General features: G+C 74.8%; 23 protein-coding genes and 4 tRNA genes. 18 read left to right on the top strand and 9 right to left on the bottom strand.

Going from position 1 to position 19,666, the window contains the following annotated elements; all coding sequences use genetic code 11:
• Nucleotides 1-816 carry an electron transfer flavoprotein subunit beta/FixA family protein gene (locus tag KRAD_RS07840; RefSeq protein ID WP_012085012.1) on the top strand — a complete coding sequence of 272 codons (816 nt, stop codon included), beginning with the start codon at nucleotides 1-3 and terminating at the stop codon, nucleotides 814-816.
• The gene (locus KRAD_RS07835; protein WP_012085011.1) at nucleotides 813-1,775 is read left to right on the top strand and encodes an electron transfer flavoprotein subunit alpha/FixB family protein; all 963 of its coding nucleotides are present in this window, start codon (nucleotides 813-815) and stop codon (nucleotides 1,773-1,775) included. Before KRAD_RS07840 ends, KRAD_RS07835 begins: the two co-directional genes overlap by 4 nt.
• Here KRAD_RS07835 and KRAD_RS24090 read toward each other — a convergent pair.
• On the bottom strand, nucleotides 1,747-3,024 hold the full coding sequence (locus tag KRAD_RS24090) for a PP2C family protein-serine/threonine phosphatase (protein ID WP_157873533.1): 1,278 nt from the start codon (nucleotides 3,022-3,024) through the stop codon (nucleotides 1,747-1,749). The genes KRAD_RS07835 and KRAD_RS24090 overlap by 29 nt on opposite strands.
• Before the next feature lie 266 nt (nucleotides 3,025-3,290).
• On the opposite strand from KRAD_RS24090, the gene htpX reads away from it, so the two are divergent.
• Entirely contained in the window at nucleotides 3,291-4,175 is an 885-nt protein-coding gene (htpX, locus tag KRAD_RS07825; protein ID WP_012085009.1) for a zinc metalloprotease HtpX, read from the top strand.
• Here the strand turns inward: htpX and KRAD_RS07820 are convergent.
• Both KRAD_RS07820 and KRAD_RS07815 read right to left on the bottom strand, forming a co-directional pair.
• A complete protein-coding gene (locus KRAD_RS07820) occupies nucleotides 4,172-5,137 on the bottom strand; it encodes an alpha/beta hydrolase family protein (RefSeq protein ID WP_012085008.1) in 966 nt (321 codons plus the stop codon). The two genes, htpX and KRAD_RS07820, sit on opposite strands and share 4 nt — an antisense overlap.
• Nucleotide 5,138: 1 nt before the next feature.
• Nucleotides 5,139-5,630 (bottom strand): YajQ family cyclic di-GMP-binding protein, encoded by a 492-nt coding sequence (locus KRAD_RS07815; RefSeq protein WP_012085007.1) that lies wholly within the window; start codon nucleotides 5,628-5,630, stop codon nucleotides 5,139-5,141.
• Nucleotides 5,631-5,725: 95 nt separating this feature from the next.
• On the opposite strand from KRAD_RS07815, the gene KRAD_RS07810 reads away from it, so the two are divergent.
• The 8 genes from KRAD_RS07810 (at nucleotide 5,726) to KRAD_RS07775 (ending at nucleotide 9,610) form a co-directional block, all read left to right on the top strand.
• Nucleotides 5,726-5,807 (top strand) — tRNA-Tyr (locus KRAD_RS07810).
• Nucleotides 5,808-5,900: 93 nt separating this feature from the next.
• Nucleotides 5,901-5,972 (top strand) — tRNA-Thr (locus KRAD_RS07805).
• Nucleotides 5,973-6,001: 29 nt separating this feature from the next.
• Nucleotides 6,002-6,074 (top strand) — tRNA-Met (locus KRAD_RS07800).
• A 163-nt stretch (nucleotides 6,075-6,237) separates the two neighbouring features.
• The gene (rpmG, locus tag KRAD_RS07795; protein WP_012085006.1) at nucleotides 6,238-6,405 is read left to right on the top strand and encodes a 50S ribosomal protein L33; all 168 of its coding nucleotides are present in this window, start codon (nucleotides 6,238-6,240) and stop codon (nucleotides 6,403-6,405) included.
• A 40-nt stretch (nucleotides 6,406-6,445) separates the two neighbouring features.
• A complete protein-coding gene (locus KRAD_RS07790; protein ID WP_012085005.1) occupies nucleotides 6,446-6,907 on the top strand; it encodes an FAS1-like dehydratase domain-containing protein in 462 nt (153 codons plus the stop codon).
• Nucleotides 6,904-7,320 carry a MaoC family dehydratase gene (locus tag KRAD_RS07785; protein ID WP_012085004.1) on the top strand — a complete coding sequence of 139 codons (417 nt, stop codon included), beginning with the start codon at nucleotides 6,904-6,906 and terminating at the stop codon, nucleotides 7,318-7,320. The genes KRAD_RS07790 and KRAD_RS07785 overlap by 4 nt, the downstream gene beginning before the upstream one ends.
• Complete coding sequence (locus tag KRAD_RS07780; RefSeq protein ID WP_012085003.1) at nucleotides 7,317-8,546, top strand: MFS transporter; 1,230 nt, start codon at nucleotides 7,317-7,319, stop codon at nucleotides 8,544-8,546. The genes KRAD_RS07785 and KRAD_RS07780 overlap by 4 nt, the downstream gene beginning before the upstream one ends.
• Nucleotides 8,543-9,610: a UDP-N-acetylmuramate dehydrogenase gene (locus KRAD_RS07775; RefSeq protein WP_012085002.1), complete on the top strand. Its 1,068-nt coding sequence runs from the start codon at nucleotides 8,543-8,545 to the stop codon at nucleotides 9,608-9,610. The genes KRAD_RS07780 and KRAD_RS07775 overlap by 4 nt, the downstream gene beginning before the upstream one ends.
• A 3-nt stretch (nucleotides 9,611-9,613) precedes the next feature.
• Here KRAD_RS07775 and KRAD_RS07770 read toward each other — a convergent pair whose 3' ends face one another.
• Genes KRAD_RS07770 through KRAD_RS07745 form a run of 6 tightly spaced genes read right to left on the bottom strand, consistent with a single transcriptional unit; the run spans nucleotide 9,614 to nucleotide 15,019 of the window.
• The gene (locus KRAD_RS07770) at nucleotides 9,614-10,000 is read right to left on the bottom strand and encodes a GntR family transcriptional regulator (RefSeq protein ID WP_012085001.1); all 387 of its coding nucleotides are present in this window, start codon (nucleotides 9,998-10,000) and stop codon (nucleotides 9,614-9,616) included.
• A complete protein-coding gene (locus KRAD_RS07765; protein WP_012085000.1) occupies nucleotides 9,997-10,899 on the bottom strand; it encodes a hypothetical protein in 903 nt (300 codons plus the stop codon). The genes KRAD_RS07770 and KRAD_RS07765 overlap by 4 nt, the downstream gene beginning before the upstream one ends.
• A 39-nt stretch (nucleotides 10,900-10,938) precedes the next feature.
• On the bottom strand, nucleotides 10,939-11,994 hold the full coding sequence (locus KRAD_RS07760) for an adenosine deaminase (protein WP_049821110.1): 1,056 nt from the start codon (nucleotides 11,992-11,994) through the stop codon (nucleotides 10,939-10,941).
• A 40-nt stretch (nucleotides 11,995-12,034) separates the two neighbouring features.
• Nucleotides 12,035-12,871, bottom strand: coding sequence for an ABC transporter permease (locus KRAD_RS07755; protein ID WP_012084998.1), 837 nt, complete (start codon nucleotides 12,869-12,871; stop codon nucleotides 12,035-12,037).
• Nucleotides 12,868-13,737: an ABC transporter ATP-binding protein gene (locus tag KRAD_RS07750; RefSeq protein WP_012084997.1), complete on the bottom strand. Its 870-nt coding sequence runs from the start codon at nucleotides 13,735-13,737 to the stop codon at nucleotides 12,868-12,870. The genes KRAD_RS07755 and KRAD_RS07750 overlap by 4 nt, the downstream gene beginning before the upstream one ends.
• Before the next feature lie 34 nt (nucleotides 13,738-13,771).
• Nucleotides 13,772-15,019, bottom strand: coding sequence for a pyridoxal phosphate-dependent aminotransferase (locus KRAD_RS07745; protein WP_012084996.1), 1,248 nt, complete (start codon nucleotides 15,017-15,019; stop codon nucleotides 13,772-13,774).
• Between the two features lie 148 nt (nucleotides 15,020-15,167).
• Here KRAD_RS07745 and KRAD_RS07740 point away from each other — a divergent pair.
• From KRAD_RS07740 to rplL, 7 genes are all read left to right on the top strand, one after another.
• Nucleotides 15,168-15,240 (top strand) — tRNA-Trp (locus KRAD_RS07740).
• A gap of 71 nt (nucleotides 15,241-15,311) precedes the next feature.
• Nucleotides 15,312-15,545: a preprotein translocase subunit SecE gene (gene secE / locus KRAD_RS07735; protein ID WP_012084995.1), complete on the top strand. Its 234-nt coding sequence runs from the start codon at nucleotides 15,312-15,314 to the stop codon at nucleotides 15,543-15,545.
• Nucleotides 15,546-15,610: 65 nt separating this feature from the next.
• Nucleotides 15,611-16,573, top strand: a complete 963-nt coding sequence (nusG, locus tag KRAD_RS07730; RefSeq protein WP_012084994.1) for a transcription termination/antitermination protein NusG — start codon at nucleotides 15,611-15,613, stop codon at nucleotides 16,571-16,573.
• A 164-nt stretch (nucleotides 16,574-16,737) separates the two neighbouring features.
• Nucleotides 16,738-17,169, top strand: coding sequence for a 50S ribosomal protein L11 (gene rplK, locus KRAD_RS07725; RefSeq protein WP_012084993.1), 432 nt, complete (start codon nucleotides 16,738-16,740; stop codon nucleotides 17,167-17,169).
• Between the two features lie 112 nt (nucleotides 17,170-17,281).
• On the top strand, nucleotides 17,282-17,998 hold the full coding sequence (gene rplA, locus KRAD_RS07720) for a 50S ribosomal protein L1 (RefSeq protein WP_012084992.1): 717 nt from the start codon (nucleotides 17,282-17,284) through the stop codon (nucleotides 17,996-17,998).
• Between the two features lie 301 nt (nucleotides 17,999-18,299).
• Nucleotides 18,300-18,872, top strand: coding sequence for a 50S ribosomal protein L10 (gene rplJ / locus KRAD_RS07715; RefSeq protein ID WP_012084991.1), 573 nt, complete (start codon nucleotides 18,300-18,302; stop codon nucleotides 18,870-18,872).
• 71 nt (nucleotides 18,873-18,943) lie between these two features.
• The gene (gene rplL, locus KRAD_RS07710; RefSeq protein ID WP_012084990.1) at nucleotides 18,944-19,330 is read left to right on the top strand and encodes a 50S ribosomal protein L7/L12; all 387 of its coding nucleotides are present in this window, start codon (nucleotides 18,944-18,946) and stop codon (nucleotides 19,328-19,330) included.
• The last annotated feature ends 336 nt before the right edge of the window (nucleotides 19,331-19,666 follow it).

The following is a 19,666-nucleotide window of genomic DNA, read 5'->3' as shown; positions in this document are numbered from 1 at the left end:
GTGCGCGTCGTCGTCTGCGTCAAGCACGTCCCCGACATCCAGTCGCCCCGTTCCCTCGGCGAGGACGGCCGCCTGGTCCGCGGCGGGGACGACGACACCCTCAACGAGCTCGACGAGGACGCCCTCGAAGCGGGGTTGCGCACGGCCGAGGCCGCGGGCTTCCCCGGGGAGGGCCACGACGTCACCGTCCTGACCGTCGGTCCCGCCCACGCCGTCGAGGCGCTGCGGCGCGGGCTGGCGATGGGGGCCTCCGGCGCGGTGCACGTCAGCGACGGGGCCGTCGCCGGCTCCGACGCGATCGCGACCGCCCGCGTCCTGGCCGCCGCGGTCGCGAAGCTGCACGCCGAGAGCCCCGTCGACCTCGTCGTGGCCGGGATGGCCGGCCTCGACGGGCTCACCTCGCTGGTCCCGGCGGCCCTGGCCGAGCTCCTCGGCTGGCCGCAGCTCACCCTGGCCGACGAGATCACCGTGACCGACGGCCCCGACGGGCGCGTCGTGCGGGTCCAGCGCGAGACCTCCACCGACGTGGAGGTCCTCACCGCCCCCGCCCCCGCGGTGCTGTCGGTGACCGACCAGGCCTTCCGCCCCCGGTTCCCGAACTTCAAGGGGATCATGGCCGCGCGCAAGCACCCGGTCACCGTCTGGACCCTCGCCGACCTCGGCGTGGCCCCCGCGACGGTCGGCGCCGACGGGTCCACCACCCGCATCGTCACGGCGCAACCGCGCCCCGAACGTCCCGACCGCGTCCTCGTCACCGGCGACGCCGAGACCGTCCCCGCCCTGGTGGACTACCTGTCGCAGAAGGGCTTCGCGTGAACGACGACGCCGTGGTGGTCCTCGTCGACCACGCCGAGGGCGCCGCGCGCCCGACCTCCCTCGAACTGCTCACCCTCGCCCGCCGGCTCGGCCGCGACGTGCACGCCGTCTGGATCGGGTCCACCCCGCCGGTCGACGTCCTCGCCGCGCACGGAGCGGGCACGGTGCACCGGGTGGACGTCGAGGGCGCCGACCCCGGGCTGACGGCCTCGGTCGTGGACGCCCTGCAGGCCGTCCTCGGCGACGTCGGGGCCTCGCTGCTGCTGGTCGCCTCCACCTTCGAGGGTCGTGAGGCCGCCGCGCGCCTGGCCGTGCGCACCGGCGCGGGCGTCGTCACCGGCGCCTCCTCGGTCGCGTTCGAGGACGGCCGCTGGGTCGCCCGCAAGAGCGTCCTGGCCGGGTCCTGGGACACCGCCTGCGCCGCCACGGGCCCGCTGGCCGTCGTGGCGGTGGCCCCGCACGCCGTGCGGGCCGAGGCGCTGCCCGACCCCGCGCCCGCGCGGGTCGTCGAGCGCACCGTCGCGGCCTCCGCCGCGGCGCGGGCCGTCACCGTCGTCTCCCGCGCGCACCGCCCCACCGGGGACCGGCCGCCGCTGGCCGAGGCCGAGGTCGTCGTCGTGGGGGGCCGCGGCGTCGACGGCGACTTCTCCGGCGTGGAGGCGCTCGCCGACGTCCTCGGCGCGGCCGTGGGCGCGACCCGGGTCGCCACCGACGAGGGGTGGATCGGGCACGAGGCCCAGGTGGGCCAGACCGGGGTGACGATCTCCCCGCGCCTCTACGTCGGCGTCGGGGTCTCCGGCGCCGTCCACCACCGCGGGGGGATGGACGCCGCCGGCACCGTCGTCGCCATCAACAACGACCCCGACGCCCCGATCTTCGAGTTCGCCGACTACGGCGTCGTGGGCGACCTCGGCGAGGTCCTGCCCGCGCTCACCGCCGCGTTGCGCGCCCGGCGCTGACCCCGGGGTCCACCGACCCGCGCGGGCGGACCACCGCCCGCGACACGTCGCGGACGGCGAGGACCGCGCAGTCGTCCTCGCTGTTCGCGACGTGCTCGGTGACCAGCTCGCCCAGGAGGGTCTCCAGGGCCTCGGTGTGGGTCCGTTCCAGGGCCGCGCGCAGCACCGTGATGCCGTCGCCGACGTCGCGCCCGCGCCGCTCGACGAGGCCGTCGGTGTAGAGGACCAGCGTGGCCCCCGCGGGCCAGTCGATGCCGTGGTCGTGCCGGGAGCGCTCGGGGGCCACCCCCAGCGGCAGGTCCGGCTCGGCCGCGAGGACGGTGCTGCGCCCGGTGGCGTCGACCAGGACCGGCGGCGGGTGCCCCGCCGTCGTCCACCGCAGCCGCCGCCCCGGGCCCGGGGGGTCGAGCCGGGCGACGATGAGCGTGGCCAGCGTCGCGTCCCCGAGCGCCTCCAGGACGTGGTCGAGCCGGGTCACCAGCGCCGCCGGCGCCTCCTCGCCCCGGTCCACCGCCAGCGCCCGGAACATCGAGCGCACCCGGCCCATGCGCGCCGCGGCCTCGGTGTCGTGCCCGGCGACGTCGCCGACGACGAGCAGCACGCCCCCGTCGGGCTGGGAGATCGCGTCGTACCAGTCGCCGCCGACCTGCTCGTCCGTCGTGGACCAGGGCAGGTACCGGCTGGCCACGGCCAGCCCCTCCAGCACGGGCAGCTCCGGCAGCATCGCCGCCTGCAGGGTGTGGGCGACGTCGCGGCGCTCGCGGTAGAGCTGGGCGCGGCGGGCGGCCTGCGCGGTCGCGTCGACCACCGCCGTCACCAGCGCGACCTCCTCCTCCCCGAGCCGGCGGTCGCGGTCCCAGGCGACGGTGACCGAGCCGGTCCGGAACCCGCCCGAGATCGTCATGGGGAGGATCACCCCCGAGCGCAAGCCGCTGCGCTGCAGCTCCTCCCGGGCCCGGGGGAACATCGCCACGAGGCTCGCGAGGTCGTCGAAGGACAGGGCGCGCCCCGTGCGGGCCACCCGGTGGGCGGGGGTGTCCAGGTCTAGGGGCAGCCGGAGGCACCGCTGCTCGGTGTCGTCGTCGAGCTGGCCCAGCGCCGGGGTCAGCAGCCACGGCCCGTCGATCATCGACAGGGAGACGAAGCAGGCCCCCAGGGCCTCGCGCACCACGTCGCGCACCGCGAGGGCGACGTCCTCGACGCTGTCGGTGCGGGCCAGCGCGCTCGCCAGGTCCAGGAGGGTGCTCACACCCCGATCGGGGCGCCCGAAGGGGTCGGGCGCGTCCCCGCGGGAGGGTGCCCCGCTGTGCAGGCCCACGCGCACCTCCGTCGTCCTCCGCACGCGCGGTGCCCCGTCGCCCCACGTCCCACGCTCCAACGCCACCGGCAGTCACTCACAGTCGACCCCGGTGACGCAACCACTTCCGCCCCTCCCGCCACCGGGCGGGGGGTGGAACGCGCGCGCGGCCGGCGGCGTTGGACCGGGTGAGGTTCCACGGCGGAGGGAGGGACGCGATGCACCGGCACCACAACGGGCTCAAGACGGCCGTGCTGTTCGGCGGGATCTGGGGCGTGCTGCTGCTGATCGGCGCCTTCCTGGCGTCCTCGTTCCGCAGCCCCGGCGTGCTGCTCGTCTTCGTCGTCATCGGCCTGGCCACCTCCGCCTACAGCTACTGGAACTCCGCGGGGCTGGCTCTGCGGGCCATGCGCGCCCGGCCGGTCTCCGAGGCCGAGCAGCCGGGGATGCACCGGATCGTGCGCGAGCTCTCCACCGCCGCCCGCCAGCCGATGCCGCAGCTCTACGTGTCCCCGACCATGGCGCCCAACGCCTTCGCCACGGGCCGCAACCCCGAGAACGCCGCCGTCTGCTGCACCGAGGGCATCCTCCAGCTGCTCGACGAGCGCGAGCTGCGCGGGGTCCTGGGCCACGAGCTCATGCACGTCTACAACCGCGACATCCTCACGTCCTCGGTCGCGGGGGCGCTCGCGGGCGTCATCACCTCGATCGCGCAGTTCGGGGTGTTCTTCGGCTCCGCGCTGGGGGGCGGTCGCGACGGGGAGGAGCGGGCCAACCCCCTCGCCCTGCTGCTGCTGTCGCTGATGGCCCCGCTGGCGGCCAGCGTCATCCAGCTGGCGATCTCGCGCACCCGCGAGTACGACGCCGACGAGGACGGCGCCCGGCTCACCGGCGACCCGCTGGCCCTGGCCTCGGCGCTGCGCAAGCTCGAGCTCGGCACCCGGCAGCTCCCGCTGCCGCCGGAGCGGGAGCTGGTGAACTCCAGCCACATGATGATCGCCAACCCGTTCCGCGGGCAGGGCGTGGCGAGGTTGTTCTCCACCCACCCCCCGATGGCCGAGCGCATCGCCCGCCTGGAGGCCCTGGCCGGCTACCGCCGCTAGCCGAGGGTGGCCTCCAGCCAGGTCCGGAACAGCGGGAACGTCCGGCCGTCCGGGTCCTGCGGGTCCTCGTGCGGGACCCCGTCGAGCAGGTGCAGCTCCACCGCGTCGCCGGCCCCGGTGGCCGCGCCCGCGAACGCCTCGGCCTGCGAGGACGGGACGGTCAGGTCGGCCGTGCCGTGGGCGACGAACAGCGGGAAGCCGTAGGGCGCCCGCCGGGTCGGGTCGCCGATCGCGTACCGGTCGTCGACCTCGGAGGGCGTCCCGCCGAAGAGGGTCGTCACGTTGACGTCGCCGCCCTCGAACCCCAGCGGGGTCGGGTGCAGCACCCCGGCCATCGACGCGGCGCACGCGGGGACGACGCGCGGGTCCGCGCCCGGGGCCCCGGCGGGCAGCCCGCGCCGCGCCGCCGCCCACATCGCCAGGTGGCCGCCGGCGGAGTGGCCGACGAAGCAGACCCGGTCGGCGGGCAGCGACTGCTGGTCGGCGGCCTCGGCGGCCATGTCCACGGCGGTGGCGACGTCGGTGAACGTCCCCGTCCAGCCGCCGCCGTCGCCGTTGCCGCGGTAGTCGGCGTTGAGGACGGGCCAGCCGTCGCCGACGAGGTCGGCCACGAGGTCGTTGAGGTTCCGCCGGTCCGTCGCGGCGTCCCACCCGCCCCCGTGCACCACGACGACGATCGCGTCGCGGTGCCCGCCGACGGGCAGCCACAGGTCGCTGACCTGGCGGTGGTGGTCGCCGAAGCGGTACTCGGTGCGCTGGGAGGCGTCCAGACCGGCCGGCACGAAGGAGGGATCGGTCGCGGCGTCGGGGGTGCCCGCGGCGGTGGCCGTGGGCGTGGCCGTCGGGCTCGCGGCGGTCGTCGTGCTCGGCGCGGGCTCCGCCGGGCCGCCGGTGCAGGCGCTCAGGGCGCTACCGCCCAGCGCGAGGCCGAGGACCGCCCGGCGGCGCAGCGGGAGCCCCACGTCAGCGGTAGTTGACGAACTGGAGGGCGACGTCGAGGTCGGCGCCCTTGAGCAGCGCGATGACCGCCTGGAGGTCGTCGCGGTTCTTGGAGCTGACCCGCATCTCCTCGCCCGTCACCTGGGTCTTGACGCCCTTCGGGCCCTCGTCGCGGATGATCTTGCCGATCTTCTTCGCGACGTCCTGGGCCAGGCCCTCCTTGAGCTCGGCGGTGATCCGGTACTCCTTGCCCGACGCGGCCGGCTCGGAGGTGTCCAGCGCCTTGAGCGAGACCCCGCGCTTGATGAGCTTGGTCTGCAGCACGTCGAGGACGGCGTTCACCCGGTCCTCCGAGTTGGCGACCATGAGGATCGTCTCCCCGCTCCAGCGGACGTCGGCGTCGACGCCCTTGAAGTCGTAGCGCTGGGAGATCTCCTTGGCGGCCTGGTTGAGGGCGTTGTCGACCTCCTGGCGGTCCACCTTGCTGACGACGTCGAACGACGACTCGCTGGGCACGCGGGGGTTCCTCCTGGGGCTCGTGGGGGCTCGGTTTCCGAGCACCGCCGTTGTCTTGCTATCGTCTCACCCGTCACCAGCTCGCTGGTGGCACTGGCGGGTTGCCCGAGCGGCCAAAGGGAGCGGATTGTAAATCCGCCGGCGTAGCCTACGTTGGTTCGAATCCATCACCCGCCACGTCGCGAGTCGCGACCCGGTGCCGGTCAACGGCACCGGGTCGTGGCGTGTAAGGTCTTCACCGGCCGTACGCGCGGCAGCACGACAGGCAATGCCCCGATAGCTCAGTGGTAGAGCACTTCCTTGGTAAGGAAGAGGTCTCGAGTTCAATCCTCGATCGGGGCTCGCAGCCGGCGGCTGGGCCCGCCGGACGCGGCGGGGTAGCTCAGTTGGTAGAGCAAGCGGCTCATAATCGCTGTGTCGCCGGTTCAAGTCCGGCCCTCGCTACAGCGCACGACACGCACCGAGCGGTCGCCCCTCCGGGGGCGGCCGCTCGTCGCGCGTCCGGGCGCTTCCCGCGCGTCGCGTACCCTGGTGGGCGATCGCGGCGCGCGACCGCCCGTCCGCAGTACGACGACAGCTCCAGACGACCGAGGAAGAGGCACCCGCCGTGGCCAAGACCACCGACGTCCGCCCGAAGATCACCATGGCTTGCACCGAGTGCAAGGAGCGGAACTACATCACCAAGAAGAACCGCCGCAACGACCCCGACCGCCTGGACCTGGCGAAGTTCTGCCCGCGCTGCGGCAAGAAGACCACGCACCGCGAGACCCGCTGACCTCCAGCACGTCCGTACCCGAGCCGGGGAGCACCGCCCAGTGACGACCGTCAACGTCGACGAGTCCTTCGCGGGGCGCGTCTACCCGGCCCGCGGGACGACCACGGTGACCGCCGACGCGGTCCGGGCCTTCGCCCGGGCCGTGCGGGCGGCCCACCCCAGCCACCACGACGCGGCCGCCGCCCGCGAGCTCGGGCACCCCGACGTCGTGGCGCCCCCCACCTTCGCGGTGGTCCTGGCGCAGGCCGCCGAGCAGCAGTTCATCGCCGACCCGGCCGCGGGCATCGACTTCTCCCGCGTCGTGCACGGCGAGGAGCAGTTCCGCCACCACCGCCCCGTCGTGGCCGGTGACGAGATCGCCGCCGAGGTCCACGTCGACAGGGTCCGCGTCGTGCGCGGCAACGCCATGGTCACCACCCGCACCGAGCTGACCCTCGCCGACGGCACGCCCGTCACGACGGTCACCTCGATGCTCGTCGTCCGGGCCGAGGAGGCGTCGTGATCTTCGACGAGGTCGAGGTCGGCCACGAGCTCCCCGTCGCCCACTACGAGGTGTCCCGCGAGGACCTGCGCGCCTACGCCGAGGCCTCGGGGGACCGCAACCCGATCCACCTCGACGAGGCCACCGCGCGCTCCGTGGGGCTGCCCGACGTCATCGCCCACGGGATGCTCACGATGGGCCTCGCCGGTTCCGTCGTCGCCGACTGGGCCGGCGACCCCCGCGCCGTCGTCTCCTACGGCACGAAGTTCACCGCTCCCGTCGTGGTCCCCGCCGACGCGCCCGCCGTGGTCGAGGTCGCCGGCCGGGTCGTCTCCCGCGACGAGACCGCGCGCACCGTCGAGGTCGACCTCGCCGTGACCCACGCCGGCGCCAAGGTCCTGGGGCGGGCCCGGGCCCTCGTGCGCCTGCCGTGAGCGCACCCTCGCCCGCAGCGCTGCGCGCGAGGACGGCCGTCTACGCGGCCTTCGTCCTCAACGGCGCGTTCATGTCGGCCTGGGTCTCCCGGATCCCCTCGGTCCGCGACACCCTCGGCCTGTCCAACAGCGGGATGAGCGTCCTGCTGCTGGCCTTCTCCCTCGGCTCGGTCGTCGCGATGCCGATCGCCGGCGCCGTCGTGCTGCGCCTGGGCCGCGCCCGCACCGTCCTCGGCGGCGCGGTGACCGTCGCCCTCGGGCTGCTGCTCGTCTCCGTCGCCGTCGACGGGCTCGGCTCGGTGGTGCCCGCGGCGGTGGGCCTGGTCGTGGCCGGGGCCGGGGTCGCCTCGTGGGACGTGGCCATGAACGTCGAGGGCTCCGCCGTCGAGCGGCGCCTGGACCGGGCGATCATGTCCCGCTTCCACGCCGCCTGGAGCCTGGGGACGGTCACGTCCGCGGGCCTGGCGGTCCTGCTGCTCGCCCTCGGCGTCCCGACCTGGGCGCACCTGTGCGCCGTCGCGGTCCTGGCCGTGGCGGGGACCGTGCTCGCGACGCGCTCGTTCCTCGGGGAACCGGCCCCGGAGGCCGGGGCGGGGGAGCCGGCCGGCATCAGCCTCGGGCAGGCGTGGCGGGAACCGCGCACCCTGCTCATCGGCCTGCTCGTGCTGTGCGTGGCCTTCGTCGAGGGCACCGCCAACGACTGGCTCGCCCTCGGCGTGGTCGACGGCCACGGCGCCGCGCACTCCGTGGGCGTCGCCGGGTACACCGTCTTCGTCGTGGCCATGACCTGCGGGCGCCTCCTCGGGCCGCAGCTGCTGGACCGCTTCGGCCGGGTCCCCGCGCTGCGGCTCAGCGCCGCCGTCGCGGCCGCGGGGGTCGGCGTCTTCGTCCTCGCCCCGAACGTCGCGGTGGCGATGGCCGGGGCGCTGCTGTGGGGTCTGGGCGCGGCGCTGGGGTTCCCGACCGGCATGAGCGCGGCCGGGGACGAGGAGGCCAGCGCGGCCGTGCGGGTCAGCGTCGTCTCCTCCGTCGGCTACACGGCCTTCCTCGCCGGGCCGCCGCTGCTGGGGCTGCTGGCCGACCGGACCGGTGTCGTGCACGCCGTCACCGCCGCGGCCGTCGCCTCGGTCGTCGCGCTGTTCGTCGCCTCCGCGGCCGAGCCGCACGCCGACGGGGTGGCCCTGGGCGCAGGCCGGCGCGAGGCCGAGGGCAAGCTGTCCTCGTGACCCGCGCGCTCGCCGACCTGACCACCCTGCGCGTCGGGGGTCCCGCCCGACGCGTCGTCGAAGCCACCACGGACGCCGAGCTCGTCGAGGCGGTCTCGGCCGCCGACGCCGCGGGGGAACCCCTGCTCCTCATCGCCGGGGGGTCGAACCTGCTGATCGCCGACGCCGGCTTCGACGGCACCGTCGTGCGGATCGCCACGCGCGGGACGACCCTGGCCTCCGAGGACGCCTGCGGCGGCGGGGTCGTGACGGTGGCGGCCGGGCACCCCTTCGACGACTTCGTCGCCACGGCCGTGCGCCGCGGCTGGGCGGGGGTGGAGGCGCTGTCCGGGATCCCCGGCACCGTCGGCGCCACCCCCGTGCAGAACGTCGGGGCCTACGGCCAGGAGGTCGCGCAGACCGTCGAGACCGTCCGCACCTGGGACCGCGTGGAGCGCCGGCAGCGGACGTTCGCCGCGGCGGAGCTGGAGTTCGCCTACCGCAGCTCGCTGCTGAAGACCTCGCGGGTGGCCCTGCACGGCCCCCACCGCGAGAGCCGCTACGTGGTGCTCGACGTGACGTTCCAGTTCCCGCTGCGCGAGGCCGCCTCGGAGGTGAGGTACCCCGAGCTCGCCCGCCGCCTCGGCGTGGCGGTCGGGGACCGGGCCCCCGCGGCCGCGGTGCGCGAGGCCGTGCTGGCCCTGCGCGCGGGCAAGGGCATGGTGTGGGACCCGGCCGACCTCAGCGACCACGACACGTGGAGCGCGGGGTCGTTCTTCACCAACCCGCTGCTGGCGGTGGACGAGGCCGACCGGCTGCCCGCCGACGCGCCCCGCTACCCGGCGGGGGAGGGCCGGGTGAAGACCTCCGCGGCCTGGCTCATCGAGCGCGCGGGTTTCGGCAAGGGCTTCGGCGCGCCCGGCCCGGCGACGCTGTCGACCAAGCACACCCTGGCCGTCACCAACCGCGGCACCGCGACCGCGGCGGACCTGCTGGCCCTGGCCCGCACCGTCGCCGACGGGGTGCAGGACCGGTTCGGGATCCGGCTGGTCAACGAGCCCGTGCTCGTCGGCGCCTCCCTCTGAGGTTCAGGCCCGGTCCCGGCTCCGCCCCACGCTGACGAGCGCGGCCCGGACCACGTCCAGGGCCTGCTCCGGGCTCAGACCGGAGCTGAGCGCGCGCTCGACGAAGCCCTCCGCGGCCCAGCGCACGTCCTCCTCGACGGTGACCCGCGCGGTCACCACCGTGCCGGTCCGGCGCCGGGAGGCCACCGTCCCCGCCGCCTCCAGCTCGCGGTAGGCCCGTTGCACCGTGCCCACGGCCAGGCCGAGGTCGGCGGCGAGCGCCCGGGCCGCCGGGAGCCGGTCGCCCTCGCGCAGCGCGCCGGTGGTGGCCAGGGCGGTGATCTGCTCGCGGACCTGCTCGTAGGCGGGGACGGGGGAGCGGGTGTCGACGACGACGCGCAGCTCGCTCACCGGGGCACCCCCCGCGCCGGGACGAGCAGGACGGCGAGCGCGGCGAGGAGCAGGAGGCCGCCGGTGACCGCGACGCCGGCGGCGACGGCGTCCCAGACCGGGCCGGGACCCACGTCGTGCCAGACCAGGACGTCGCCGACCTGCTCGCCCCACTGCCCGCCCATCCCGTGCGCGGCGCCGCCGCCGGTGACCAGGAGCGCCGCGGTCGTGCCGAGGACGGCGGAGGTCGAGACGCGCAGCGCCCGGTGGGCCGCGGCCCGGCGCAGCGCCCCGTCGGTGGCGGCGTCGGCGCCGGGGACGGCCGGGCGCTGGGGGACCCGCAGCAGCACGGCCCAGGTCAGGGCCACGACGACCGCGGCGGCGAGGGCGACCGGACCGGCGTAGAACGCGCCGGGGAAGGGCCCGGCGCTGCCGGACGCCACCCCGTCGGCGTACCCGATCGCCCGGCCGGAGTCGTCGGCGAGCACGGTGCCCACGACGCAGACCGCCCAGGCGAGGACGCAGCTCGCGGTGAACAGCCGGACCATCCCGCGCGGGGCGTCGGCCCGCACCGTCCGCACGGCCAGCCGCGCCGAGCGGACCCGCTGGGCGGGCCGGGGCCAGCTGAGCTCCCCGGCCAGCAGCACGGCGGCGTGCAGGGCGGCGGCGGCGAGCGGGGCCACGGCGATGAGCCGGGTGCGGGGCAGGCTGGTCGCGGGGAGGGAGAGACCGAGGGCGACGAGCGCCACGGCCAGGACCAGGGCGATCGCGGCCACGACGCCACCCCGCCGCTGGGCGCGCACCACCGGCGCGGTCAGCTCGTGCGAGGGGACCCGCCGGGACAGGACCACCGCCCCCACGGCGACGGCGGCCACGAGGAACAGGAGCAGGGGGAGCACCACCACGGCCGGACCGGACACGGATCCTCCAGGAGTCAATGAGTCAACTCATTGAGTCAATCACACCGCGAGCCGTTCCGGGGCGCCTTCGTCGCAGGAACCCGCCAGCCAGTCGTCCACCTCCGCGTGCAGCGCCCGCTTCACCGCCACCGGCGCCCGGGACGCGCTGATCGACGCCCTGGCCAGCCCGGCCAGCCCCTCGTCGTCGAAGCCGTGGTCTTCGCGCGCGCTGCGGTACTGGGCCGCCAGGCGGGGCCCGAACAGCAGCGGGTCGTCCGCGCCCAGGGCCACCGTCGCCCCGGCGGACACCAGCTGCCGCAGCGGGACCCGGCCGAGGTCGGGGTAGACCCCGAGGGACACGTTGCTCGTGGGGCACACCTCCAGCGCCACCCCGGCCGCCACCACCCGCTCCAGCACCCCGGGGTCCTCGCCGCTGCGCACGCCGTGCCCCAGCCGGTCCGGGCGCAGCTCGCGCAGCGTCTGCTCGACGTGCCCGGGCCCCAGCAGCTCCCCGGAGTGGGGCACGCAGGCCAGGCCGGCGTCGCGGGCGATGTCGAAGGCCCCGGCGAACTCCGCGGTGTCCCCGCGCCGCTCGTCGTTGGACAACCCGAAGCCGACGACCGTGCCGGGGCCCTCGCCGGCGTGGCGCGCGGCGAGGCGCGCCAGCGTCCGGGCGTCCAGCGGGTGCCGGGTGCGGCTGGCCGCCACCACCACCGCCACCGAGCACCCGGTCAGCGCCGTCGCGTCCCGCGCCGCCTCCAGCACGATCTCCAGCGCGGGCGTGATGCCCCCGACGTGCACCGCGTAGGACGTCGGGTCCACCTGCAGCTCCAGCCAGCGCGAGCCCTCCGCGGCGTCGTCGGCCGCCGCCTCCAGCACGATCCGGCGCATGTCGTCGGGGGTGCGGACGCAGGCCCGCGCGGCGTCGTAGAGCCGCTGGAACCGGAACCAGCCCCGCTCGTCGGGGGACAACGTGATCATCGCCTGCGAGGTGAGCGAGGCGGGCAGCCGGACGCGGTGCCGCTCGGCGAGGTCGAGCAGCGTCGCCGGCCGCATCGACCCGGTGAAGTGCAGGTGCAGGTGCGCCTTGGGCAGGGACTCGACCGCGCGTGTCACGCTCGGCGAGTCTGCCAGCACACCGCGTCGTTCGTCCTGGTCAGCGGTCCCTGCGCGTCCACCGGAACGAGCGCAGGCACAGGGCGAGGCCGAGCACGCACCACGCGGCCATGACCGCCGCCCCGGTGCCCAGCTCCCAGCCGCCCCGGGGCTCGCCCGCCGCGGCGGTCTCGGGCAGCAGCGCCGCCCGCAGGCCCTGCGCCATCCACTTCAGCGGGAAGACCTCCGCCACCGCCCGCATCCACCCCGGCAGGGAGGTCAGGGTGAAGAAGACCCCGGAGAAGAACTGCAGCACGATGACCACCGGGGCGACGACGGCCGTGGCCGAGCGCGCCGAGCGCGGCACGGCCGAGAACGCGACCCCCAGCACCGTGCCGGCCACGGTGCCCAGCGCGAAGACCCACGCGAACCGGGCCCAGTGGGTCGCGTCCGCCGGCAGCGGCACGCCGTAGCCGACGCGGGCCACCGCCAGCACCAGGACCAGCTGCACGAGGGACGTCGCCAGGACCATGCCGACCTTGCCCAGGACGTAGGCCAGCGCGGGCACGGCCATGCCCCGCAACCGCTTCAGGGTGCCGTCCTCGCGCTCGCCGGCGATGCCGACGGCGAGGCTCTGGAAGCTCGTGAGCATGATCCCGGTGGCCACGACGCCGGCCAGGAAGTAGTGCGAGAACGGGGTCCCGTCGGGCAGCGGCTGGTCCCCGAAGATCGAGCCGAAGATGACCAGCATGACGATCGGGTAGGCGAACACGAACGCCACCGCGTCGCGCTCGCGGACGAACTGGCGGACCTCCAGCCCGGCGCGGGCCCGGGCCAGGCGGGCCGTGGACGGGCGCGCGGGGGTGCGCCCAGGACGCCCGCCGGTGGTCCCGCTCACCGGCCCGACACCCCGTCCACCAGGGCGAGGTAGGCGTCCTCCAGCGTGGGCCGGTGGACCTCCAGCCCCGGGACCTCCCCCTCCACGAGGAGCTCGGGGCGCGCCAGGAGCCCCCGCACCACCTCCGTGGGGCGGTCGGTGCGCTCGCTGCGGGGCACGCCGCCCTCCGTCCAGCGCACCGTGGCCCCCCGCCGCGAGGCGCCGCCCAGCTCGCGGGGGGTGGCGGTCTCCACGACCCGGCCGCCGACGAGGACGGCGACGCGGTCGGCCAGGGCCGCCGCCTCCTCCAGGTAGTGGGTGGTCAGCACGATCGTCGTGCCCTCGGCGCGGACCCCCCGCACGAGGTCCCAGGAGCGCCGCCGCGCCTCGGGGTCGAAACCCGTCGTCGGCTCGTCCAGGAACAGCAGCTCGGGCCGCCCCAGGATGCCCAGGGCCACGTCCAGCCGCCGTCGCTGACCGCCCGAGAGGGTGCGCACCCGGTGGCGCGCGGCGTCCTCCAGGCCGACGAGGGCGATGACCTCCTCGGGGTCGCGGGAGTCCCGGTGGTACACCGAGAAGTGCCGCACGGCCTCGCGCACGGAGAGGTCGCCGGCGTCGGTGGCCTCCTGCAGGACGATCCCCAGCCGCGCCCGCCAGGCCAGCCCGGCCGTGGCCGGGTCCTCGCCCAGGACCGAGACCTCCCCGCCGTCGCGCGAGCGGTGCCCCTCCAGGACCTCCAGCGTCGTCGTCTTGCCCGCGCCGTTGGGCCCCAGCAGCGCCACGCACTCGCCCGCGGCGACGTCCAGGTCGACGCCGTCGAGGGCGAGCGTGCCGTCGGGGTAGCGCTTGGCGAGTCCGCGCACCCGCACGGCGGTGGGGGAGTCCATGCCCCGAGCCTGCCCCCCCGGGCGGGGGGTGGTCTCAGCGCACCTCGGAGAGCAGGGCCTGGATCCGCTCCACGCCCGTCACCAGGTCCTCGTCGGCCAGGGCGTAGGACAGCCGCAGGAACCCGCTGGGCCCGAAGGCCTCGCCCGGCACGACGGCGACCTCGGCCTCGGTGAGGATGAGCTCGGCCAGCACCGCGGAGGAGGTGATCTCCCTGCCGCGCAACGACTTGCCGATCAGCCCCTGGACGCTGGGGTAGGCGTAGAACGCGCCCTGCGGCAGCGGGCAGTCCACGCCGTCGACGGCGTCGAGCATCCGCACCATCGTCCGGCGCCGCCGGTCGAAGGCCTCGCGCATCCGCGCCACCGCGGTCAGGTCGCCGGTCAGCGCCTGCACCGCCGCCCGCTGCGAGACGTTGGCGACGTTGGAGGTCAGGTGCGACTGGAGGTTGCCCGCGCCCTTGACGACGTCGGCGGGCCCGATGAGCCAGCCCACCCGCCAGCCCGTCATGGCGTAGGTCTTGGCCACCCCGTTGAGGACGACGCAGGTGTCGGCCAGCTCGGGCACCTCGACCGGCATCGACGCCGCGCGCACCCCGTCGTAGACGAGGTGCTCGTAGATCTCGTCGGTGACGACCCACACCCCGTGCTCCAGGGCCCAGTGGCCGATGGCCCGGACCTCCTCGGGGGTGTAGACCGCGCCGGTCGGGTTGGACGGGGAGTTGAACAGCAGCGCCTTGGTGCGCGGGGTGCGCGCGGCCTCGAGCTGGTCGACGGTCACCTTGTAGCCCTGGTCCAGGCCGGCGAAGACCTCGACGGCGACCCCGCCGGCGAGGCGGGCGGCCTCGGGGTAGGTCGTCCAGTAGGGCGCCGGCAGCAGCAGCTCGTCGCCGGGGTCGAGGATCGCGGCGAAGGCCTCGTAGACGGCCTGCTTGCCGCCGTTGGTCACCAGCACCTGGCCGGGGGAGACCTCGTAGCCGGAGTCGCGCAGCGTCTTGGCCGCGATCGCCTCGCGCAGGGCGGGCAGCCCGCCGGCGGGGGTGTAGCGGTGGTTGGCCGGGTCCGTGCAGGCGGCGACGGCCGCCTCGACGACGGCCTGCGGGGTCGGGAAGTCCGGTTCGCCCGCGCCGAAGCCGATGACCGGGCGCCCCGCCGCCTTCAGCGCCTTCGCCTTCGCGTCCACCGCCAGGGTCGCGGACTCGGCGATGCCGGCGATGCGGGCCGAGACCCGGGGGCGGACGTCGGTGCTGGCGGGGGGACTCGTCTGCGCGGTCACGGGGCTCATCCTCCCACCCCCGGGGTCCCCCGGTCCGGGAGCGGCGCGGGTCGGGCGGGACGGGTTCGACTGCGGGGGCAGGTGTCACCTATGGTGGTGCTGGCGGTACTGGTACCGCCGTGGTGAGGCGTGCCCTGCGGGGCGGGTCGATCCGCTCAGGGCAGTGGCGCAATTGGTAGCGCACCGGTCTCCAAAACCGGCGGTTGTGGGTTCGAGTCCCTCCTGCCCTGCGAGCACCACCCGTGTCCCAGTGGACGCGTCCGCACGAAGACGAGCACACGACAGAAGCGGGGCAGTCGAGGTGAGCCAGACGACGAAGGCCGAGGCGGGGCCCGCCGACGCCAGGAAGCGCACCGGGCTGCTGCTGTTCCTCCGCCAGGTCGTCGAGGAGCTGCGCAAGGTCGTCTGGCCCAGCCGCCGGGACCTGCTGAGCTACACCGGTGTCGTCCTCGTCTTCGTCGTGGTGATGATGCTCTTCGTGTCCGCGCTGGACTACGGCATCGGCAAGCTCGTCCTGCTGGTGTTCGGGTCCTGACGAACCTCGGCGCGCGCCGGTCCGGTGCGCGCGAGTACCCGATCCCGAAGGAAGCAGGTCAGCACGTGTCGGAGCAGTGGGGTCCCTCGGACGACGACCAGTCGGACGAGCAGTACGACGCGACCCAGTCCTACGACGCCGAGGACGTCCAGGCGGACGCCGAGGCCGACCGGGAAGCCGACGACGAGCAGGCCGCGGACACCCCCGACGTGCCCGTCGCCGACGTGATCGGCGCGGTCGAGGGCGACGAGGCCGGTGACCTGGACGCCGAGGTGCTCGAGGACGTCCCCGCCGCCGCCACCGGCGGTGACGACGCCGACGACGAGCTCCCGGGCGACGACGCCGGGGACGCGGAGGACGTGCTCGGCGCGCCGGCCGCCGGGGTCGCCGAGGTGCTCGACGCCGGTGAGGGCGAGGTCGACGAGGCCGAGGAGTTCCGCAAGAAGCTGCGGCGCATGCCCGGCGAGTGGTTCGTCATCCACTCCTACGCCGGCTACGAGAACCGCGTGAAGACCAACCTCGAGACCCGCATGACCAGCCTCAACATGGAGGACTACATCTTCCAGGTCGAGGTGCCCATGGAGGAGGTCGTCGAGGTCAAGAACGGGACGCGCAAGAACGTGCGCCGGGTCCGCATCCCCGGCTACGTGCTCGTGCGCATGGACCTGACCGACGAGTCGTGGGGCGCGGTGCGCCACACCCCGGGGGTCACCGGCTTCGTGGGCAACACCCACCAGCCCGTGCCGCTGTCCAACGACGAGATCTTCTCGATGCTGGCCCCCACCCTGCAGCCCACGGCGAAGGCCGGGGAGAAGACCGAGACCGGTGGTGGCACCGCGTCGGCGCCGGCGCGGGTCGTCGACTTCGAGGTCGGCGAGTCCGTCACCGTCATGGAGGGCCCCTTCGAGACCCTGCCCGCGACGATCTCGGAGATCTCCGCGGACCGGCAGAAGCTCACCGTGCTGGTCTCGATCTTCGGGCGCGAGACGCCGGTCGAGCTCAACTTCAACCAGGTCGCCAAGATCTGAGCCCCGCCCCGCCGGGACCGCCCCCACTCCCCGCCGGGGGTGGGGGCGGTCTCGATGTCGGGGCACGGGGCGCCAGCCCGTAGACTGGACGACGGCCTCCAACCACTCGTCGCCCGAACCGCGGGCACCGAAGGGCCGTTCACGCACCGAGGAAGGGATCGCTCATGCCCCCCAAGAAGAAGGTCGCCGGGCTCATCAAGCTCCAGATCAAGGCCGGCCAGGCGACCCCGGCCCCGCCGATCGGCCCCGCGCTCGGTCAGCACGGCGTGAACATCATGGAGTTCTGCAAGGCCTACAACGCACAGACGGAGTCGCAGCGCGGCAACGTCATCCCGGTCGAGATCACGGTCTACGAGGACCGCTCGTTCACCTTCATCACCAAGACCCCGCCGGCCGCGGAGCTCATCAAGAAGGCCGCGGGCGTGGAGAAGGGCTCCGGCGAGCCCCACGTGAAGAAGGTCGCGAACCTCACCAGCGCCCAGGTGCGCGAGATCGCCGAGCAGAAGCTGCAGGACCTCAACGCCAAGGACGTCGACATGGCGGCCCGCATCATCGCCGGCACCGCCCGGTCGATGGGCATCACCGTCTCCGACTGACCCCTCCCGGCCGGCCCGTCCCCACCCGGGACGGGACCCGGCCGGTCGCCCCTGTGGCAGGGCCCCGCGCGGCCCGTCCGACCACGACCCTCAACCCACCCGAGGAGCAGAAGTGAAGCGCAGCAAGTCCTACCGCGCAGCGGCCGAGAAGATCGACTTCGAGGAGCTGTACGCCCCCCTCGACGCGGTCAAGCTGGCCCGCGAGACGTCGACGGTCAAGTACGACGCGACCGTCGAGGTCGCGTTCCGCCTCGGCGTCGACCCGCGCAAGGCCGACCAGATGGTCCGCGGCACCGTCAACCTGCCGCACGGCACCGGCAAGACCGCCCGCGTGCTGGTCTTCGCCGTCGGTGACCGCGCCGCGCAGGCCGAGGCCGCCGGCGCCGACATCGTCGGCGGTGACGAGCTCATCGACGAGGTCGCCAAGGGCCGCCTCGACTTCGACGCCGCCGTCGCGACCCCGGACCTCATGGGCAAGGTCGGTCGCCTGGGCAAGGTGCTGGGCCCCCGCGGCCTGATGCCGAACCCGAAGACCGGCACCGTGACCATGGACGTGGCCAAGGCCGTGAGCGAGATCAAGGGCGGGAAGATCGAGTTCCGCACCGACAAGCACGCCAACCTGCACTTCGTCATCGGCAAGGCGAGCTTCGACGACACCCAGCTCGTCGAGAACTACTCCGCCGCGCTCGACGAGGTGCTGCGCCTGAAGCCGTCGTCCTCCAAGGGCCGCTACCTCAAGAAGGCGACCATCACGACGACGATGGGCCCGGGCGTCCCGGTCGACCCGACCCTGACCCGCAACCTCACCGGCGAGGCCACCGCCGTCTGAGGACGCACCGCACCGCCCGCAGGGGCGGGACCCCGCACCGGGGTCCCGCCCCTGCGGCGTCCGTGTCCGGGCACCCCGTGACGGCGTGTACTCTGGAGCGGTACCGAAGACCGCCGGTCGCTGCCCGCCCCTCCCGAGGAGCAGGTGGCAGAAGGTCCCGTGACACGGGCGACCTGCGCAGGTGAACGAGCTTCGATCGCGGCCTCCAGGCTGCCCTCCGACGCCCCGCGCACCTGCGCCGGGGCGTTTCGTGCGTTCGGGGCCCGGCCGGCTCCCCCCGAGACGAGGAAGGAGGGCACACATGCCGAAGCCCAGGAACATCGCCGCCGTGAAGCAGCTCACGGCTCTGTTCCAGGAGTCCAACGCCGCGGTGCTCACCGAGTACCGGGGGTTGTCCGTCGCGCAGCTCACGCAGCTGCGCACGGCGCTGGGTCCCGACACGACCTACGCGGTCCTGAAGAACACGCTGACCACCATCGCCGCGAAGGAGGCCGGTGTCACGGCCTTCGAGGGGCAGCTCTCCGGCCCCTCCGCGATCGCCTTCATCACCGGTGACCCGGTCGAGGCGGCCAAGGGCCTGCGTGACTTCGCCAAGACCAACCCCCAGCTGATCGTGAAGAGCGGCATGCTCGAGGGCCGCGCGATCAGCGCTGCCGACGTCACGGCGCTGGCCGACCTGGAGTCCCGCGAGGTGCTCCTGTCCAAGGTCGCCGGCGTCCTCAAGGCCACCCAGTCGAAGGCCGCTGCGCTGTTCCAGGCGCCGCTGTCCAAGACCGTCCGCACCGTGGAAGCGTTGCGGGAGAAGCAGGCTGCGGGCGCGCCCGCAGAGGCTGCACCGGTCGAGGCCCCCGCGGCCGAGACCGTGGACGCCTGAGCGTCCAGCTCGCCCACCACCTGCCCGCGCAGCTCACCGCGGGACCCCCACCCCTAGGAAGGACCGCCCTCATGGCGAAGCTCAGCACCGACGAGCTGCTCGACGCGTTCAAGGAGCTCACCCTCATCGAGCTCTCCGAGTTCGTGAAGAAGTTCGAGGAGACCTTCGACGTCACCGCTGCGGCCCCCGTGGCCGTCGCGGCCGCCGGTGGCGCCGCTGGCGCCCCGGCCGAGGCTGCCGAGGAGCAGTCCGAGTTCGACGTCATCCTCGAGTCCGCCGGCGACAAGAAGATCGGCGTCATCAAGGAGGTCCGCGCGCTGACCTCCCTCGGCCTCAAGGAGGCCAAGGACCTCGTCGACGGCGCCCCCAAGCCCGTCCTCGAGAAGGTCGCCAAGGACGCTGCCGAGAAGGCCAAGGCGCAGCTCGAGGGCGCCGGCGCCACCGTCACCCTCAAGTGACCCCCGCCCGGGTCTGACCCGGGCAGCGACGCCCCAGGGGCGGTCGGGCTCTCGCCCGGCCGCCCCTGCGGCGTTCCCGGCCCCGTCCCGGCCGCCGTCCACACGGGCGGGGAGTCGCCTTGACGCGAGGGCGCCGGGGGGACATCCTCGTCTCGGTTGTCATCACGGCTCCCGCTCACCCCGACAAGGTCGTCGGGGAGCCGGGGTCGCCGGCGCTCAGCGCCCGGATCGCCTCGATCCGGGGGTTGGACAGTCGTGCCCACCGGGGGTACTCTGTTGTTTTGCGCTGCCCAGAGTCATATAGCCGGTCGTCGCCGTGGGAACGACCGAGCGGGG

It is taken from the genome of Kineococcus radiotolerans SRS30216 = ATCC BAA-149, assembly GCF_000017305.1.
GTDB lineage: Bacteria > Actinomycetota > Actinomycetes > Actinomycetales > Kineococcaceae > Kineococcus > Kineococcus radiotolerans.
The sequence above is the reverse complement of the archived record's forward strand: the minus strand, read 5'-3'. Positions and strand labels throughout refer to the sequence as shown.

What these genes read in the sequence shown, in the direction of transcription:
- htpX (WP_012085009.1), top strand. Translation starts at nt 3,291, where the DNA reads ATGCACCGGCACCACAACGGGCTCAAGACGGCCGTGCTGTTCGGCGGG.
- KRAD_RS07750 (WP_012084997.1), bottom strand. Translation starts at nt 13,737, where the DNA reads ATGGACTCCCCCACCGCCGTGCGGGTGCGCGGACTCGCCAAGCGCTAC.
- KRAD_RS07745 (WP_012084996.1), bottom strand. Translation starts at nt 15,019, where the DNA reads ATGAGCCCCGTGACCGCGCAGACGAGTCCCCCCGCCAGCACCGACGTC.
- rplK (WP_012084993.1), top strand. Translation starts at nt 16,738, where the DNA reads ATGCCCCCCAAGAAGAAGGTCGCCGGGCTCATCAAGCTCCAGATCAAG.
- rplJ (WP_012084991.1), top strand. Translation starts at nt 18,300, where the DNA reads ATGCCGAAGCCCAGGAACATCGCCGCCGTGAAGCAGCTCACGGCTCTG.
- rplL (WP_012084990.1), top strand. Translation starts at nt 18,944, where the DNA reads ATGGCGAAGCTCAGCACCGACGAGCTGCTCGACGCGTTCAAGGAGCTC.